Genomic DNA, 17,319 nt, shown 5'->3' with positions numbered 1-17,319 from the left:
CGACAAATAGGAAGGTTTCCGCGCGGGGGGCTCGCGTTTTGGTGGGGCGACCTTCTAATCTCCTTTCGCCGTCGGTAGTGCCAGGCCGCGGCGCGGTTTCGCTTCGGCGGAGTGAGAGGCCCTACGAGTTGACCTACGTCGAGACCCGGACCAACGTCTGGGAAGCTTTGGCCGGCCGGTCCCCCGGAGCCGGTTCCGGCGCTGCGGACTCCGGCCTCTGGCACGCTGTCGCCGACCGGCTGAACCCGGCCCGGGCCCGCCCCGAGTTGCGCGGCGGCATCGAGGTCCGGCACCGCACCACGGTCCGTGGCGGTCGGTACGTGATGCTCCGCTCGCCCGAGGACGGCGGCCGCAGCTGCTACCTCCGGCTCAGCCCGGAGGAGTACCAGCTGGCCCTGATGATGGACGGCACCTGCACGGTCGCCCGGCTGGTCGCCGAGTTCGCCCGGATCGCCGGCCGGCTCGCCCCGGACCAGGTCCGCCGGGTGGTCGCCGACCTGGCCGGCAACCGGATGCTGCAAGACCTCCCCGGGGACGCCTTCCGCCCGCTCCGGGAGATGAGCCGTGAGCCGCTGCCGAAGCGGGTCGGCGGCTCGCTGCTGGCGGCCGTGCGCGGGCGCCGGATGCTCTCGGTGCACCCCGACGGCGCGCTCACCAGCCTTTACAACGGCTTCGGCCGGCTGCTCTTCACCCGGCCCGCGGTCTGGCTCGGCACGTTGCTGTCGATCGTCGGCGCCGTGCTGTTCGTGGTCAGCTGGCAGCGGGGCGGCCACGCGCTTTTCCTCACGGGCGACTCCTACCTACTCGGTGCGATCACGCTGTTGTTACTCAACGTGGTCGCTATGGCTCTGCATGAGCTCGGGCACGCGCTCGCCGCGAAACGGGTCGGCCGCGAGGTGCCGGCCGCCGGCCTGATGCTGCACTTCGGGCTGCCCACGGTCTTCGTCGACACCAGCGACGTCTGGATGGCCGGCCGGCGGGCCCGGATCGCGGTCACCGCGGCCGGCCCGGCCACCGGGCTGGCGCTGGCCGGTTTGTTTCAGGTGATCGGGCTGACCGTGCCGGGCGCCGGTGGTCTCGGCTTCAAGCTGGCCTTCCTCTTCTACCTGCACGCCTTCTTCAACCTGAGCCCGCTCCTGCCGCTGGACGGGCAGTACCTCCTGATGGACTGGCTGGAGATCCCGGACCTGCGCGCCCGCGGCCTGGCCTGGCTCGGCGGCCGGCTGCGCAGGCGCGGTCCGCGCTGGTCGGTGCTGGACCGCGAGGGCCGGCTGATCGCCCTGTACGGCGTGCTCGCCCTCTTCTGGCTGGCCGCCGCCGTGGTGCTGGGTTACCGCCTGTGGTCCGACCGGGTGTCCGGTCTCGTCCTCGGCCTCTGGTACGAGGGCTCCGCCGCCCGTCTGCTGCTCGCCGTGATGCTGCTCGGCCTCGCCGCTCCGCCGCTCTACTTCCTGCTCGGCCGGCTGGGCAGCGGCTGGCGCCGGTGGCGGCGGCGCGCCGTGGAGCAGGACCAGGAAGCCGACATGCCACACCGGCTCGCCGCGCTGTACGCGTCCGACCTGGGCGGACTGCCCGAGCCGGCGCTGCAGTCGCTGGCCGCCCGGGCGCGCTGGGAGCATCCTCGGGTCGGCCGTCAGCTCGTCCTCGCGGGTGAGCACCAGGGCGCGGTCTACGTGGTGGTCGAGGGCGCCCTGCACGGCCGCCGTCCCGGCGACCCGGGCGGCAGCCTCCGGCACCACGCCGGTCCGGGCAGCGTCGTCGGCCTGGCCGCCGCGCTCACCGGCCGCAGTTCCGTGATGGACTGGCACGCCGCCGGCGGCGTCAGCCTGCTGGCGGTGCCCACCTCCACGGTGGCCACCGTGGTCGGCCCGCTGCCGGGGCCGCCGCCGATGGAGCTGGCCGAGGCCGAGGCGCTCTTCGCCGACACCCCGGCGCTGGCCGGCCTCGAAGAGGACCAGCAGCTCGCGCTGATCGCCGCCGCCCACGCGGTCGACCTGGAGCCGGGCGCTCCGGTGGTGCTGCACGGACCGACCCACGCGGTCGTGGTCGAGTCCGGTGTGATCGCCATGCCGGACGGCGTCGAGCTACGCCGCGGCACGCTGGTCGGCCCGGTCGGTGACGGCACCCCGGGCATGGTGGCGCAGACCCGGACCCCGGTCCGGCTCTGGATCATCCCGGACGCCTCCGACCTGCCGCCGCTGATCGGACTCGAGGCCCGTCCCGGCGCGCCGATGCCCAGACTTCGGCCCGGCAGCCCGCTCTCGGCGCGCCCGGGCGCCGCGCACCCGCCACTGGCGGTGCCGCCCGGACCGCCGGACCTCAACGACGAGTTCGACGTCGACCGCCACTTCGAGAAGCGGATGTGGGCGTTCGTCAGCCTGCTGCTGGTCGTCGTGCTCGGCGGCCTCACCCTGGATCTGAGCGCCGGCCCGGCCTGGGCCGAGATGCCGAGCGAGAACGCGCTGTTCACCATCGACCGGGGTCAGGCCATCGTGCAGAACGGTGACGCCAAGGAGACGCTGCTGCCGGGCGACCAGCGGTACCTCAGCGCCGGTATGCAGATCGAGACGCCGCGCAGGAGCCTGGCACGGCTCACCTTCCCCGGTGGCGGCGTGCTGCTGATCTGCCAGAACGCCCGGATCACGCTGAACGCGGCGGCGGTGGCGAGCGGCCGGGCGGCGGCTCCGTCCGCGAAGGTGACCCTGGACAGCGGGCGGGTGCTCGCCGCCACGGCCGGCACGAGCGGCGCGTACCGGCCGCTCTCCCTGAACATCGCCCGGGTCACGGGCGACGTCGTGAACGCGGGCAAGGCGTGGTACTCGGTCGAGCCGACGGGGATCATCGTCGCCAACGGCACGGTCACCGCCGGAGGCGTCACGAGCGAGCCCAACGGCGCGGACCTGACCTGCGGCGACGGCGTCAAGGTGCCCCAGCCGTCGACCACCGGGGGCGACGATCCGTCGGACGAGCCGCTCCCGTCCGACCCGGCCGCCAGTGACTCGGCGAGCCCGAGCGGCGCGAGCCCGAGCGCCACCGCCGATCCGTCGGCGAGCACCAGCTCGACGCCGAAACCGACCGTGACGGTCGCCCCGACCAACACGTCCACCAGGCCGTCGAGCAAGCCGACCAGCAAGCCGACGACCGTACCGACCACGAATCCGACGACGGAGACCACGCCGACGGAGACGACGGATCCGCCGACGGAGACGCCGACGACTACGACGGATCCGGCGACGACTACCAGTTAGCCGGCGCGAACGGGAGGAGCTGTCCATGCTGTGCTGGTTCTGCGCCGAGGCGGCCCGGGCCACGTGCCGCTTCTGCGGGCGCGGGGTCTGCGTGGAACACGCGCGGTTCGGGCCGTACCTGTTGGAGATCAGCAGGTCGGCGGTCCGGGACCGAGCGGAGGCGCTGGTGGTGGAGGACGCCGTGCAGTGCGGCACCTGCCACCCCCGGCCGCAGCCGGTGGCGATGCCCGAGTTGGACTGAATTCCAACCAAAGATCAAGATTCATATTTAATACGAACAATGGGGCCCTCTGGCTAGGCTCGAGCCGACTCCCGTGCCTGTCGGCAATCGGGACGCGCGGCCGCGGCCCGGTTCCGCGCGTGCGTCGCGCGAGAGCGGCACGGGACCTGGCTCGTGGCCTGGCCACGGTGCCCCATTGTTCGTACCGGGAAAAGGTTTCAGCGGTTGACGTAGGGGGTGACCGCGCCGCTGAGCGCGGCCCGCAGCACGGATTTCGGCCGTGCCCCGACGATCGACGAGGTCACCTCGCCGTTCGAGAAGAAGAGCAGGGTGGGCATGGCCAGCACCCGGTACGCGCGGGTGGTGATCGGGTTCTCGTCGGCGTCCAGCGTGCCGATCAGCAGCCGCCCGTCGAACTCGCCGGCCAGCTCCCCGAGCAGCCGCGACATCGGGCCGCAGGGTGGGCACCACTTCGCCCAGAAGTCGACCACCACCGGCTGCCGGGCCTGGAGGACCAGCTCGTCGAAGGTGGCGTCGGTGATCGTGATCAGCGTCTCGTCCGGCATCTCGTCTCCTGAGGATCTGAGCGGTTCTCGAGGGCCTGGTCCAACTGGTCGTGCAGCCGCTGCCGGACCTCGGTGAGCTGGCCGAGGTAGTCGTCCACCTCGGCGATCTTGCGGCGCAGCACCGCGACCGAATCCGGACACACGTGGCCGGCGCTGTTGCCGGCCCGCAGGCACTCGACGAAGGGCCGGATGTCGTCCAGGCCGAAGCCGGAGGCCAGCAGCGTGCGGATCTCGTGCACCACGCGCAGTTCGCCGTCGTCGTACTGCCGGTATCCATTGGCGTCCCGCCCCGCCCGGACCAGCCCGTGCTCCTCGTAATACCGGAGCGTGCGCGGGCTGGTCCCGGCCCGCTCCGCGAGCTCCCCGATCAACATGCACCCGACGCTACGGCTTAACACCAACGTCAAGGCAACCCCTCGCAACCCTCCACCCCGCAAAACACCACCCCTCCACCCCGCAAAACACCACCCTCCAGTCCGCAAAACACCATCCCTGCAGTTCGCGAAACGCCGCCGGTGAGGAGACAGGTGGTTTTCTGACGCCCACGGTTTTCGGGCGGCAGAAAACCACCTGTCTCCTCACCGGTTACAAGGCGTTTTGCGCGCGGAGCGAAGCGGAGCCAAGCTAGCAACCCGTTTCGCGCGCGGAGCGAAGCGGAGCCAAACCAGCAACCCGTTTTGCATGCGGAGCGAAGCGGAGCCAAGCTAGCCCATATGGTCGACGGTCCGGTTGCGTTCGTGCTCGGCGGTGGCGGTGTGCTCGGGGCGGTCGAGGTGGGCATGCTGCGCGCCCTCTTCCGGGCCGGGTTCCGGCCGGATCTGGTGGTCGGCACGTCGATCGGCGCGGTCAACGGCGCCCTGGTCGCCGCCGAGCCGGGTGAGGCGGTCACCGACCGGCTGGTCCGGCTCTGGGCGTCACCTGAGGCGGCGGCGGTCTACGGCGACTCGATCGGCCGGCAGCTGCGGCGGTTCGCGGCGCGGACCCATCTGCATTCGCCGCTCCCGCTGCGCCGGCTGCTGGAGGGGGAGCTCGGCGATGCGGTCTCCTTCGCCGACCTGAAGGTGCCGTTCCACTGCTGCGCCGCCAGCATCGAGCGGGCCGCCGAGCACTGGTTCGACAGCGGCCCGCTGGTCGACGCGGTGCTCGCCTCGTCGGCCGTGCCCGGCCTGCTGCCGCCGATGGAGATCGACGGGGAGCACTATGTGGACGGTGGGATCGTAAACTCGATCCCGATCAGCGAAGCGGTCCGGCTCGGCGCGAAGCTCGTCTTCGTGCTCCAGGTGGGCCGGGTGGAGAGACAGCTCAGCGTGCCCAAGCGGCCGTGGGAGGTGGCACAGGTGGCGTTCGAGATCGCCCGGCGGCACCGCTTCGCGCGGGACATGGCGACGCTGCCTGACGGCGTCCGGGTGCATGTCCTGCCCAGCGGTGGCGGCGAGGCCGGCGACGACTCGCCCTGGGCGTATCGGGACATGGCGCGAGTGGGCCGGCGGATCAGCCGGGCCTACACCGCCTCCCGCCGCTACCTGACCGCGAATGTTCATCCGCTGCCGGATCCGGGCGGCCGCTGGTGAGCCTCCCGCCGATCTGGGTCCGCCGCCTGGTGATCGCCCCGGCCGTCGTGCTGCTCGCCGTCACGCTGCTGGTCAGTCTGCCGGTCTGGCTGCTCTTCGCGTTCGCCGTGTCGCCGCTGGTCCCGGGTCGGCTGCGGGTGCCCCGGCTGGCCTTCCTGCTGATCGTCTACGTGGTCTGGGACGCCGCCGCGCTGATCGTGCTCACCGTGCTCTGGGTGGCGTCCGGCTTCGGCAGGTGGATCCGGGAGCCGTTCTTCCAGCGCGCGCACTACGTGGTGACCGGCTGGTTCCTGCGCACGCTCTTCTGGTTCGCCCGCTGGTCGCTGCACCTGGCGATTGATGTCGTCGGCACCGATCCGGACACCGCGCAGCCGGGCCGCCCGGAGATCGTGGTGAGCCGGCATGCCGGCCCGGGCGACTCGTTCACCCTGATCCACGCGCTGGTCAACTGGTTCGCGCGGGAGCCGCGGATCGTGCTGAAGGCCGCCCTGCAGTGGGATCCCGCGGTGGACGTGCTGCTCAACCGGCTGCCCAACCGGTTCATCACGCCGGGCCGGATCGCCACGGCGACGCTGGAGGAGCAGATCGGTGACCTCGCCACCGGGCTGGACGACAACGACGCCTTCGTGATCTTCCCGGAGGGCGGTAACTTCACCCCGCGCCGCAAGATCAATGCGATTGCCCGGCTGCGGGCCAGCGGCCTGGACGAGATGGCGGTCAAGGCGGAGGGCCTGCGCAACCTGCTGCCGCCGAAACCGGGTGGCCTGCTGGCGGCGATCGACGCGGCTCCGGACGCCGGAGTGATCTTCGTGGCGCACACCGGCCTGGACCGGATGATGACCGTCGGCGACGTGTGGCGTGAGCTGCCGATGGACAAGCGCCTGGTGATGCGCTTCTGGAGCGTTCCGCCGGACGAGGTGCCGACCGGCGAACAGGACCGGATCGACTGGCTCTACGCCTGGTGGGCCCGCATCGACGCGTGGATCGAGGAGAACCGGCCGGCGCCGCGACCACTCTGGATCGACCGCGGCACCGAACCCGCCGGCTGACCGTCACTTGCCGCCGAGCGCCTGGTAGACGTCGGCCGGCGCCTCGGTGATCTGGCCGGCCGGCGGTTTCTCCGCGGTCGAGGTCCGGCCGTAGTCGCTGTACTTGACCACCAGTGGCTGCGCCTCGCGCTGGTCCGCCGTGGGCAGCCGCAGGGTCAGCGTCTCGAGCCGGTTCTGCTGGTCCAGGGTGGCCTCGAACGGCACACGCTGGGCGTCGGCGCCGTATCCGTCGATGGTGACCTTGCTGATCCCGGCCATACCGGCGGCCCGGGTCAGGTCCAGCGTCCCGGCGTACGAACCCTCGCCGTTGCGTTGCACATCGGTGCTGGACCCGATCAGCTCGGCGGTGTTCGCCGGATCGATCTGGCCGGGCTTCAGCCCGACGTTCGAACCGTCCGGCAACCGCGTCATGTCCAGGTGGGTCCAGGTCGTGCCCTGGGTGACGCCGGGAATCTGGGCGTACAGGTCCTGGCCGAACAGCAGCGTCCTGACGGTGAGCGCGGTGTTGGTGCCCTTGGCGGTCATCTCCGCGTCGCCGTTGCCGTGCGGCGCGTCGATGTTCGCGGTCAGTTGGAAGCCGCTGCCCTGCGTCATGGTCATCGTGAAGCTGGAGTCGCCGAGGGTGGCCGCCGCGTCCGAGAGCGCCTTGACCGCTGCCGGGTCCGCGCTGCTGACGGGCGCCGCCGATGCTTCCGGCGCTTTCGAGGCCGACGTCGCGGGCGTACTGTCCGCGGTGCAGCCGGTGACGGCGAAAGCGGCCGTGGCCACCGCGAGACCGAGCCCGGTGAGCCGTGCTGTCCGCATGATCGTCCTTTCTGTTCCTGACTATGGCGATCGATGGACACGTTCCCGATCGACGGAGTCGGCAAACGGACACCCCGGGCGAAGCGTGGCGCGGCGTCCGCCCGATTAGCCGCGCAGATCATGGCCGGGGCATGATGAACCGGACCTAATCCGTGCTTGCAGGACAGGGGAGGGCTCGTGAGATTCGAGGTCAGCAAGGTCCTTGACGCTATCGAGATCCGGCTCACCACCGATCCGGCTCTCGCCCGGGCCGTGGTGGATCTTTCCGAGGTGGTGCGCTACGCCGACCTCGACGGCGGCCGGCCGGCCAGCCTGGTTCGTCTCGGTCTGCTGGTCGACGCCCTCGGGAGGTACGTCGCCGAGGAGAACGTCCCGGTCTACGTGATCGCCCCACGGGGTCTGCTCTCCGACACCGATCTCACCTCGAACGAGCGCATGGTGGTGCGCCGCTGGGCCGACGACGGCAAGGTCGAGGTGGTGCCGCAGATGGAGGACCGGGTGCTGGAGGTGGCCGAGATGCTCGGCCTGCCGGTGCTCACCCGTGACCGGGAGGACCGTTTCCGGGCCAACCGTCCGTGGGTCGCCGCGCCGGGCCGGTTGCTCGCCCTGGTGTCGCAGCAGGGCAGCCCGACGCTGGTGGCCCGGGTGGGCCGGGGCGAGGCGGTCCCGCCGACGCCTCGGTCACCGCTGGGGGAGCGGCTGCTCTCGCGCATCTGGAAATGCCCCGACCTCAACTGCACCACGTTCGGCAGCGGCGGGCAGTCGGACAGCCCGTTCGCGGACATGCGGACCTTCACCAGCCCGGTGGCGCAGCCGCCGCCGGCCCTGCGGGCGGGGGTGCCGACCTGTCCACGGCACGGGGAGCGGCTCAAGGACGCCGGCCCGCGTCCGGCGACCGAGGTGCTCTCGGTCCGCATCGACGGTGTGATCCGTAAGCGCTTCACCGTCTCGGAGGATCAGCCGGTGGTGGTCGGCCGGGCGCCGGAGGGCGGCGGCGGGGTCATGCTGGGCCAGTGGCTCACCCAGGACGCCCGGAAATGGATCAGCCGGGGACACGTCCGGCTCGCCCTGCGCGCCGGCGAGATCATCGCGAAGGACGTCAGCACCAACGGCACGGGGGTGCGCCCGGGCGGCTCGGCCGACGACGACGAGCGCGTCACCCTGCACCGGGACGAGTCCCGTGTCCTCGCCGCGGACGACATCATCGAGCTGTACGCGGGTGTGCACGTGGGCCGGGCCAAGCTCTGGTCGAACGGCGGCGTGGTGCAGCCGCAGTCGGTGATGGCCGAGGCCCCCACCATGGCGATCCGCCCGGTCGGCCGCTGACAGACCGAAAAAGGCGCCGCTGCCGGGAACGGCAGCGGCGCCTTTCGTCTTCGGGAGGTCAGCTCGCGAGCACCGCGGCGAGCTGGGCGACCGCGTGGTCGAGGTCCTCCTCGGTGATCACCAGCGGCGGGGCCAGCCGGATCGTCGAACCGTGGGTGTCCTTGGCGAGCACGCCCCGCGCGGCCAGCCGCTCACAGGCCTGCCGCCCGGTCATCAGCGCCGGGTCGATGTCCACCCCGGCCCACAGCCCACGGCAGCGGACCGCGACCAGACCCTTGCCGACCAGCGCCTCCAGGCCGGCCTGGAGGCGCGCACCGAGCCGCGCCGACCGCTCCTGGAACTCACCGGTGCGCAGCAGCCCGATCACCGCGCTGCCGACCGCGCAGGCCAGCGCGTTGCCGCCGAAGGTGGAGCCGTGCTCGCCCGGCTTGAGCACGCCGAGCACGTCCCGGTCGGCGGCGACCGCGGAGACCGGCACGATGCCGCCGCCGAGCGCCTTGCCGAGCACGTACATGTCCGGGACGACGTCCTCGTGCTCGATCGCGAAGGTCTTCCCGGTCCGGCCCAGGCCGGACTGGATCTCGTCGGCCACCATCAGCACGTTGTTCGCGGTGCACGCCGCACGGACCTGGGCCAGGTAGCCGGCCGGCGGGATCACCACGCCGCCCTCGCCCTGGATCGGCTCCAGCAGCACGGCGACCGTGTTCGGGGTGATCGCCGCGGCCAGCGCCTCGGCGTCGCCGTAGGGCACGACCACGAAGCCCGGCGTGTACGGCCCGAAGTCGGCCCGCGCCTCCGGGTCGGTGGAGAAGCTGACGATCGTGGTGGTCCGGCCGTGGAAGTTGCCGTCCGCGACGATGATCTCGGCCTGCCCGTCCGGCACGCCCTTGACCTGGTAACCCCACTTGCGGGCCACCTTGACCGCGGTCTCGACGGCCTCGGCGCCGGTGTTCATCGGCAGCACCAGGTCCTTGCCGCACAGCTCGGCCAGGCCCTGGCAGAACTCGGCGAACTGGTCGTGCACGAACGCGCGGCTGGTCAGGGTGAGCCGGTCGAGCTGGGCGTGCGCGGCGGCGATCAGCCCGGGGTGCCGGTGACCGAAGTTCAGCGCCGAGTACCCGGCCAGCATGTCCAGGTAGCGGCGGCCGTCCACGTCGGTGACCCAGGCACCCTCGGCCTCGGCGACGACCACCGGCAGCGGGTGGTAGTTGTGCGCGGTCCAGCGCTCCGCGTCAGCGAGCGCCTCCGGCGTACGAAGATCGACGGTGGTCATGCGCGCACCTCCAGCGTGCAGCACTTGGGGCCGCCGCCGGCCTTGCGCAGCTCGGAGACGTCGACCCCGATCGGGTTGTAACCGGCCTTGCGCAGCGCCTCGGTCAGGTGCTCGGCCTGCACCGGCAGCACCACGTTGTGGCCGTCGCTGACCGCGTTGAGGCCGAGCACGGCGGCGTCCTCGGATGTTGCGATGATCGCATTCGGGAACAGCTGCCGCAGGACGGCCTGGGAACCCGGGGAGAAAGCCGACGGCAGGTACGCGATGTTCGTCTCGTCGAGCACGCAGAGCGCGGTGTCCAGGTGGTAGTACGCCGGGTCGACCAACTGCAGCGTGATCACGGGCCGGCGCAGGAACTCCTGGGTCTCGGCGTGCGACGCGTGCGAGGTGCGGAACCCGGTCCCGGCCAGCAGCACGTCACCGGCGAGCAGGATGTCGCCCTCGCCCTCGTTGTCGTGCTTGGGCATCTCGACCTCGAAGCCGCTCTCCCGGAACCACGCGGCGTACGCCGGGGCCTCGTCGGCCCGCTCGGCGTCCCGGAACTGCACGCCCAGGGCGCGGCCGTCGACGATCGTCCCGCCGTTCGCGGCGAAGACCATGTCGGGCAGGCCGGGCAGCGGGTCGATCTCCTCGACGGTGTGGCCCAGGTCGAGGAAGGCCTGGCGCAGGTTCGCCCACTGGCGGACGGCAAGCGCGTTGTCGTAAGGCGCGGTGGGATCCATCCACGGGTTGATCCGGTAGGTGACGGCGAAGTGGGTGGGCCGGCACATCAGGTAGCGACGCTTGGCGGTCATGCAGGAAACGGTAGGTGCGAGAGACCGTCGGACACCCTAGTTCATCCATGCGTTCCGCAGCGGATCGTTGCGTGATCACTTGGTCGCGCGGCGAATCGTTGCGTAGACACGACACGGGCGCCGGGAGCGACGTTTCCACATCACTCCCGGCGCCCGTGCGGGTCGTCCGGCGAACCGCCGGAGCCCGGTCCGGCGAACCGCCGGAGGGTCTCGGGGCGGGCCGACCATTGGCCGTCCCGGTTCCGAGGGGTGTACCAGCAAGCGTATCGCCGCCGGTAAATGTCAGTTACCCATCAGAACCGGTTCGCAAACTGTGCGTCAAGCCACTCGCGCAGGTCCGACGGCGGCTGGGTGTCGGTGCCGAGCCAGCTCAGCTGCCCGTTGAGGGCGAGCACTCCGAGCACGATCGCGCCGAGCGCGACCACGATGCCGATCAGCGCGTCGGCCTTGCCGGCCACGTGCTGCTTGCGGGTCGCGCTCAGCCCGAGCAGCGAGAGGAGCAGGCCGAGGCCGGCCACGCCGAGGCCCCAGCCGGCGAGCGGGCCGGAGAGCACCAGGGCGAGCCCCGCCACGCCGGCGATCAGGCCGAACGTCGCGAGACCGCTGGCGCGGGGCCGGCGGACCGGGGCGGGGGCGGGGGCGGCCGGGCGGCCGACCACGACGGGCTTGCGTTCGGCCTCGGTCGGCGGGGTGACCGTGCTGGCCGGGGGCTTGGTGATGGTCTGGGTGGTGGCGTCCTCGTCCCGGCGGGGCCGAACGGGGACCCGGGCCGTTTCGGTATCGCTCGTGGCCGTACGCGAGAAGGTAGGCATCCTCACGTCAGCACCTCCTTGGCGAGTATCTCGGGGGTCTATGACGTCGCTCTATACCCCGATCGCCGAGAAACGACACGAGGGGTGCACAGCCGCGCTGTGTACCCCTCGTGGACGGACCCCGCCGGCGTCAGACCAGCGAGGGGGCCGCGTTCACGTCGGAGGCCTTGGAGATCACGTGATCGACCAGGCCGTACTCCTTGGCCTGCCGGGCGGTGAACCAGCGGTCCCGGTCGGAGTCGCGCTCGATCTCTTCCGGGGTGTGCCCGCTGTGGAAGGCGATCCGCTCGTTCATGACCTGCTTGATGTGCAGCATGCTCTCGGCCTGGATGGCGATGTCCGCCGCGGTGCCGCCGATGCCACCGGAGAGCTGGTGCATCATCACCCGGGCGTGGGGCAGCGCGTAGCGCTTACCGGGGGTGCCGGCGCAGAGCAGGAACTGGCCCATCGAGGCGGCCATGCCCATCGCGATGGTGGCCACGTCGTTCTTGATGTACTGCATGGTGTCGTACACCGCCATCCCGGCGCTGATCGAGCCACCGGGGGAGTTGATGTACAGCGCGATGTCGCGCTCCGCGTCCTCCGAGGCGAGCAGCAGCATCTGGGCGCAGATGCGGTTGGTCACCTCGTCGTTGACCTCGCTGCCGAGGAAGATGATCCGCTCTCGGAGCAGACGCTCGAAGACCTGGTCGTCGAAGGACGCGCCGCCACCGCGCATGGTCGTGTCAACACTCATGGGTCAACCCTTTCGCATCCGCTCTTCTACGTCTCACACCTTCTACCAAAGCGGGCGTCGAGGCCCAGTGATTCCCCTCTGGGCGAATCCGCTCACGGCAGAATGCCCCCCGAACCCGGAGTGGCGCTGATCACGGGCGATCCGTTCGGATGCTTCCCGGCGGATACCTTTGGCGCGTGCCGGAGGGACATACCATTCACCGTCTTGCCACCCGTCACCGTGAGCTGTTCGCCGGTCATCCGGTGCGGCTCGCCAGCCCGCAGGGCCGGTTCGCGAGCGGCGCCGCGCTGCTCGACGGGCGGGTGCTGCGCGACACCGAGGCGTACGGCAAGCATCTGCTGCACCACTACGAGGGTGACCGCACCCTGCATGTCCACCTCGGGCTCTACGGCAAGTTCACCGAGGGCGAGCCGCCGCTGCCCGAGCCGGTGGGCCAGGTCAGGATGCGGATGATCGGCCCCGCGCACTGGCTCGACCTGCGCGGCCCGACCGCCTGCGAGGTGCTCGAGCCGCCGGCGGTGGAGGCGCTGCGGGCCCGGCTCGGCGCCGACCCGTTGCGCGACGACGCCGATCCCGCGCGATCGCACACGAGGATCCGGTCCAGCACCAAGCCGCTCTTCGCGCTCCTGCTCGACCAGTCCATCGTGGCCGGCTGCGGCCTGATCTACGCCAACGAGGTGCTGTTCCGGGCCGGTCTCTCCCCGCTCACCCCGGGCACCGCGATCGACCGGGAGGGCTGGACCGCGCTCTGGGACGACCTGCGCGCCCTGATGAAGGAGGGCGTGGCGCGCGGCCGGATCGACACCGTGCACACCCAGCACACCCCGGAGGCGATGCGGCGGGCGCCGCGCGTCGACCGGCACGGCGGCGAGGTGTACGTGTATCGCCGGTTCGGCCAGCCGTGCCTGGTCTGCGGCACGGATGTGGCCCGTGGCCCGCTCGCCGGCCGCAACCTCTACTGGTGCCCTGTTTGTCAGAAATGATCGATGACCGCGACCCGTGCGGGTTGCGGTCATCAATCGATCGAGCCTGCTATTCGCCGGTCGGGGCTTGCGTGGCCGGGGCCTCCACAGCGGCGGCGTTGGCTGGGGCGACCGGGGCGGTGGTTTCGCTGGCGGACGGGGCCGGGGTCGGCTCGGTCGTGGGCGGGGTGGCCGGGGCGGTCGGGGTTTCGCCGGTGCCGGAGGGGATGCCGAGTTCGAAGTTCTCGGCGAGCCAGGGCAGGAGTTCCTTGTAGGCGGCGATGGTGTCGGGCTGGTTGAAGTCGTGCGAGAGCACGATCGCGCCCGGCTTGACCTGCTTCTTCACCGTCGCCACCACGCGCTTGATGTGCTCGGCGTCGGTCTCGTTCTCGAGGTGTTCCCAGTCGCGGGGGTCGACCTCCCAGTAGAGGGAGGCCATCCCGACGCCGTGCGCGACCTTCACCAGTTTGTCGTTGAAGTTGCCGCCCGGGGCGCGGAAGAACGGGATCGGCGCGTCCGGCACCGCGGCCCGGATCGCCGCGTTGGTCTTCTTCAGGTCGGCCCGGATCTGCGAAGGGCTCTTCTTCGCGATCGACAGGTCGTGGTCGAACGTGTGGTTGCACAGCGAGTGCCCGGCGGCGACGATGTCCCGGACCAGGTCGGGGTGCTTCTCCGCCTGCGAGCCGACGAGGCAGAAGGTCGCCTTCACGCCGTACTGGTCGAGCATCGCCAGGATCTTCGGGGTCTGCTCCGGGTCCGGCCCGTCGTCGAAGGTCAGCGCGACCTGCCGGCCGCCCGTGGTGAGCAGTGACTTGCCCGGCCCGGCGCCCAGCGGCACGGTCGCGGCCGGGTCCAGCCCGCCCGGCTTGGTGACGGTCGCCTCCGGGGTGGGCTTCGCGGTCTTGTCGACGATCGGCTGCGCCTGCGGAGCGTCCTGCTGCTGGCCGCCGACGGAGCCGGACTTGCCGCGCTGCGCCGCCTGGGCCGAGGCGGTCGCCGCCGCGGCGGCGGTCAGCGAACCCGGGTCGTTGCCGTCCGGCTGGGCGAGCGGCACGGCGGTGACCAGCAGGCCGGCCATGACCAGGGTGCCGAGCACGGTGGTCGGCCGGTTCTTGGCCGCTTCCAGCCAGGCTTCCAGGGGCAGCGTGTTCGGCGCGCGGTGGGTGCCGGTGATCGGGCGCTTCGTGCGGGATCGCCGGGGCCCCGCGGAACGCCGGGAGCGCTGGGGGTCGTTCGTGGCGCGAATGGTGCTGTACGACCCGGTGTCCCCGGCACGGTGGCGGGCCGACCTCGTCCCGGTCGTCTGTGCGGAGCTGGTGGAGTCCACAGGGGAGCGCAGCGACGGCCCGAGGATCGCCGTGCGGGGCCGGGCCCACGAAGCGGTCCTGGATCCGTCGTCTGTCTCCGGCCGACGGTGCCGCCCACCCGTCGCGGCTGCGTCGCCGGAGCTCGTCAACTGAGGCGAGGTATACGGCGGCATTCGTCATGCCTACCGTGCGACAAGATCAGATGCGATACCAGATCGGTCATCACATCGTTACTTGTCGTGGTCTTGCCTGCTCACTCACCGTATTGCTGTGTGCAATATCTGTTGTTATTCAGCCGAAATTCTCAACCCGTCACGTCTCACCGCGGGTCGTACGAGCCAGCCAGTCCACCACGCCCGCCACCGGCGTGCCCTTGGCCAGCAGCGCGCGCTGCCGTGCCGCGCCGGTGCCGCGGGACCGCAGCCGATCCAGCAGGACGGTGGTCAGCTCCAGGTCGCCGTACCGTTCCAGCTCCGGGCGCACATACGCGACGAGCTGCCGCAGCAGTCGCCAGGCGGGGCGCGGCTCCCGGCTGGCCATGTCCAGGCCGAGACCCTCCAGCCCGTCCTTGGCGGCCCGCCAGTGCGCGGCCATCAGCAGCGGATGCGGCACGTCCGGGGCCTCGGCGCCGGACCGCACCTCGTTCAGCAGGGTGGTGACCAGCGCCCGGGCCAGGGCGGCGAGCAGGATCGCGTCGTCCAGAGTGGGCGTCACGTCGCCCATCCGGAGCTCCACGGTCGGATAGTTCGCGGAGAGCCGGGCGTACCAGTAGAGCATTCCCTCGTCGAGCATCGCGCCGCTCGCCCGGAGGTCCGCGAGCAGCGTCAGGTAGTGCTCGTGGCTGTGCAGGTACGGCGTCGGACCCACGGTCGGCCAGCGCTCCCACATCATCGAGCGCCAGCTGGCGTAGCCGGTGTCGTGCCCGCCGAAGAGGGGCGAGTTCGCCGCCGCCGCTTGTAGCACCGGCAGCCAGGGTCGCAGGTGGTTGAGCACCCGCACGCCGGTCTCCGGGTCCGGGATGCTGACGTGCACGTGCGTGCCGCACAGGCCCTGACCGGGGGCGAGGTCGCCGAACTGCTCCCGCATCCGGTGGTACCGCGGGTTGTCCACCAGCCGGCTGTTCGGGCCGGCGGCCGGTCCGGCCCCGGCCGCGACGAGCCGGGAGCCGGCCCGTTCGGCCGCGTCGGCCACCCCGGTGCGCAGCCGGCTCATCGCCGCGTAGAGCCCGGCCAGCTCCAGCTGCGGCGGGCTCGCCACCTCGATCTGGCTGCGCAGGTATTCGTGCTGAACGCTCGGCCGCAGCTCCTCCGGCACCTCGTCGAGGACCGCCTCGACGGTCTCCACGCCGCGCGGTTCGACCGCGTCGACCAGCAGGTACTCCTCCTCCATTCCGAGGGTCAGCAGATCGCCCCGTTCGGCGCGGGCGGCGAGTTGCGGAGAGATCGTCGTCGTGCCGTGGGCCGCGGCTTCCATGCGCGTGAATTACCCGCCGGATCTTCGCCGGAAACCGGCGCTTGACCACCGGCGTTAGGCTGCCGCCATGCTGCTGGTCGGGTACTGGGTACTGGCGGGTTCCGCCCTGCTCGAGCCCGGTCTGGGCGGTGGCCCGCGCCTGGTTCTGGCGCTGGCCCTGGTCACCGCCGCGCTGCTGCTGGTCGCCGCGGTCGCGGTGCCGGTCCTGGCCGCCGGGCTGATCCCGGGCATCCGGGCGTTCGCCCGCCGGGCCCGCGCGTCGGCTCCGCGCCTGCTCGACCCCGGTGCCGCCGGGCGCCCGCGCCCCAGAGCACCCACCGCCCGCCCCGCAGCCGCGTAGCCCTTCTTCCGTACACCCCGCGATCTTCTGCCCGCGGGGATCGCCGCTTCGCCGCTGCCTCGGTGTCCACTCCGCTTCGGACCCTTGGGGTACGTCCATGTCTGTCTCCAGCCTCTTCCACGCCGTCGTCAGCGCTGCCCACACCGCCATCACCGGCCTCGCCGAGGGCCTCGAACCGGTCGCCGGAGGGCTCGCCGCGGCGCTCGCGATCGTCGTCTTCACGCTGCTCGTCCGGGCTTCGCTGACCCCGCTCACCTACCTGCAGATCCGCACCGAACGCCGCCGCGCCGCGCTCGCGCCGGAGCTCGAGAAGCTCCGCAAGAAGCACCGGGATCCGCTGGAACTGGCCACCGCCACCCTCGCGCTGCAGCGGGAACACGGGATCGGGCCGTTCGCCGGGCTGCTGCCGGCGCTGGCCCAGGCGCCGTTCTTCATGGTCATGTACCGGGTGGCGCTCGATCCGCCGGCCGGGTCGATCGCCGGTGTGCCGCTCACCGCGCACCTCGGTGCGGGCCTGCCGGTCTTCGCCGTCCTGCTGACCCTGGCCGCGGCGATCGCCTGGTGGTCCTCGCGCCGCGCGATCGCTCTCGCGCTGCCGGCGACGGCCGGACCGGGAGCCGAGAGCCAGCAGCGAGCGGCCGCGCTCACCGCCTCGATGATGAAGTACCTGCCTTGGCTGACCGTGCTCGCGGTGGCCTGGCTGCCGTTGGCCGGTGGTCTCTACCTGGTCACCTCGTCGGCCTGGACCGCCGGTGAGCAGATCGTCCGCCGCCGGCTCGTGCCTGCTCGCACCAGCGATTGACGCATTTACAAACGTTGACAAGTGACGGAAACAAGC

The 17,319-nt window shown here is 71.6% G+C and carries 17 protein-coding genes; 8 read left to right on the top strand and 9 right to left on the bottom strand.

What is annotated here, in order from left to right; genetic code table 11:
- Positions 1-128: 128 nt before the first annotated feature.
- Together CHC09_RS03595 and CHC09_RS03590 are read left to right on the top strand one after the other, a co-directional pair.
- Positions 129-3,248, top strand: a complete 3,120-nt coding sequence (locus tag CHC09_RS03595; RefSeq protein WP_089291471.1) for a cyclic nucleotide-binding protein — start codon at positions 129-131, stop codon at positions 3,246-3,248.
- Between the two features lie 25 nt (positions 3,249-3,273).
- A complete protein-coding gene (locus CHC09_RS03590) occupies positions 3,274-3,489 on the top strand; it encodes a hypothetical protein (protein WP_089291470.1) in 216 nt (71 codons plus the stop codon).
- 197 nt (positions 3,490-3,686) lie between these two features.
- Here CHC09_RS03590 and CHC09_RS03585 read toward each other — a convergent pair whose 3' ends face one another.
- Together CHC09_RS03585 and CHC09_RS03580 are read right to left on the bottom strand one after the other, a co-directional pair.
- Positions 3,687-4,034 carry a thioredoxin family protein gene (locus tag CHC09_RS03585; protein ID WP_089291469.1) on the bottom strand — a complete coding sequence of 116 codons (348 nt, stop codon included), beginning with the start codon at positions 4,032-4,034 and terminating at the stop codon, positions 3,687-3,689.
- Positions 4,016-4,408 carry a MerR family transcriptional regulator gene (locus CHC09_RS03580; RefSeq protein WP_089291468.1) on the bottom strand — a complete coding sequence of 131 codons (393 nt, stop codon included), beginning with the start codon at positions 4,406-4,408 and terminating at the stop codon, positions 4,016-4,018. The genes CHC09_RS03585 and CHC09_RS03580 overlap by 19 nt, the downstream gene beginning before the upstream one ends.
- Positions 4,409-4,747: 339 nt before the next feature.
- Between CHC09_RS03580 and CHC09_RS03575 the strand changes: the two genes are divergently transcribed.
- Positions 4,748-5,605 (top strand): patatin-like phospholipase family protein, encoded by an 858-nt coding sequence (locus CHC09_RS03575; protein ID WP_089291467.1) that lies wholly within the window; start codon positions 4,748-4,750, stop codon positions 5,603-5,605.
- On the top strand, positions 5,602-6,654 hold the full coding sequence (locus CHC09_RS03570) for a 1-acyl-sn-glycerol-3-phosphate acyltransferase (RefSeq protein ID WP_089291466.1): 1,053 nt from the start codon (positions 5,602-5,604) through the stop codon (positions 6,652-6,654). Before CHC09_RS03575 ends, CHC09_RS03570 begins: the two co-directional genes overlap by 4 nt.
- A gap of 3 nt (positions 6,655-6,657) precedes the next feature.
- Here CHC09_RS03570 and CHC09_RS03565 read toward each other — a convergent pair whose 3' ends face one another.
- A complete protein-coding gene (locus CHC09_RS03565; RefSeq protein ID WP_089291465.1) occupies positions 6,658-7,458 on the bottom strand; it encodes an SCO4651 family lipoprotein in 801 nt (266 codons plus the stop codon).
- 177 nt (positions 7,459-7,635) lie between these two features.
- Between CHC09_RS03565 and CHC09_RS03560 the strand changes: the two genes are divergently transcribed.
- The gene (locus CHC09_RS03560) at positions 7,636-8,784 is read left to right on the top strand and encodes an FHA domain-containing protein (protein WP_089291464.1); all 1,149 of its coding nucleotides are present in this window, start codon (positions 7,636-7,638) and stop codon (positions 8,782-8,784) included.
- 58 nt (positions 8,785-8,842) lie between these two features.
- Here CHC09_RS03560 and rocD read toward each other — a convergent pair whose 3' ends face one another.
- The 4 genes from rocD to CHC09_RS03540 form a co-directional block, all read right to left on the bottom strand.
- Positions 8,843-10,057, bottom strand: a complete 1,215-nt coding sequence (rocD, locus tag CHC09_RS03555) for an ornithine--oxo-acid transaminase (RefSeq protein WP_089291463.1) — start codon at positions 10,055-10,057, stop codon at positions 8,843-8,845.
- Positions 10,054-10,851 carry a dimethylargininase gene (ddaH, locus tag CHC09_RS03550; protein ID WP_089291462.1) on the bottom strand — a complete coding sequence of 266 codons (798 nt, stop codon included), beginning with the start codon at positions 10,849-10,851 and terminating at the stop codon, positions 10,054-10,056. The genes rocD and ddaH overlap by 4 nt, the downstream gene beginning before the upstream one ends.
- A 293-nt stretch (positions 10,852-11,144) precedes the next feature.
- Positions 11,145-11,669, bottom strand: a complete 525-nt coding sequence (locus tag CHC09_RS03545; protein WP_143232200.1) for a hypothetical protein — start codon at positions 11,667-11,669, stop codon at positions 11,145-11,147.
- Positions 11,670-11,793: 124 nt separating this feature from the next.
- On the bottom strand, positions 11,794-12,399 hold the full coding sequence (locus tag CHC09_RS03540) for an ATP-dependent Clp protease proteolytic subunit (protein ID WP_089291460.1): 606 nt from the start codon (positions 12,397-12,399) through the stop codon (positions 11,794-11,796).
- A 176-nt stretch (positions 12,400-12,575) separates the two neighbouring features.
- On the opposite strand from CHC09_RS03540, the gene CHC09_RS03535 reads away from it, so the two are divergent.
- A complete protein-coding gene (locus CHC09_RS03535) occupies positions 12,576-13,382 on the top strand; it encodes an Fpg/Nei family DNA glycosylase (RefSeq protein ID WP_089291459.1) in 807 nt (268 codons plus the stop codon).
- 49 nt (positions 13,383-13,431) lie between these two features.
- Here the strand turns inward: CHC09_RS03535 and CHC09_RS03530 are convergent, their stop codons facing one another.
- Entirely contained in the window at positions 13,432-14,688 is a 1,257-nt protein-coding gene (locus CHC09_RS03530; protein ID WP_239138026.1) for a polysaccharide deacetylase family protein, read from the bottom strand.
- Positions 14,689-14,980: 292 nt separating this feature from the next.
- Complete coding sequence (locus CHC09_RS03525; protein WP_089291458.1) at positions 14,981-16,141, bottom strand: carboxylate-amine ligase; 1,161 nt, start codon at positions 16,139-16,141, stop codon at positions 14,981-14,983.
- Between the two features lie 67 nt (positions 16,142-16,208).
- On the opposite strand from CHC09_RS03525, the gene CHC09_RS03520 reads away from it, so the two are divergent.
- Together CHC09_RS03520 and CHC09_RS03515 are read left to right on the top strand one after the other, a co-directional pair.
- On the top strand, positions 16,209-16,481 hold the full coding sequence (locus tag CHC09_RS03520; protein WP_089291457.1) for a hypothetical protein: 273 nt from the start codon (positions 16,209-16,211) through the stop codon (positions 16,479-16,481).
- A 97-nt stretch (positions 16,482-16,578) separates the two neighbouring features.
- Positions 16,579-17,283, top strand: a complete 705-nt coding sequence (locus tag CHC09_RS03515; protein ID WP_089291456.1) for a YidC/Oxa1 family membrane protein insertase — start codon at positions 16,579-16,581, stop codon at positions 17,281-17,283.
- Positions 17,284-17,319 lie beyond the last annotated feature (36 nt).

The sequence above is a fragment of the Actinoplanes regularis genome (assembly GCF_900188005.1).
Lineage (GTDB): Bacteria > Actinomycetota > Actinomycetes > Mycobacteriales > Micromonosporaceae > Actinoplanes > Actinoplanes regularis.
Note: the sequence above shows the minus strand (reverse complement) of the source record. Positions and strands in the feature narration are given on the sequence as shown.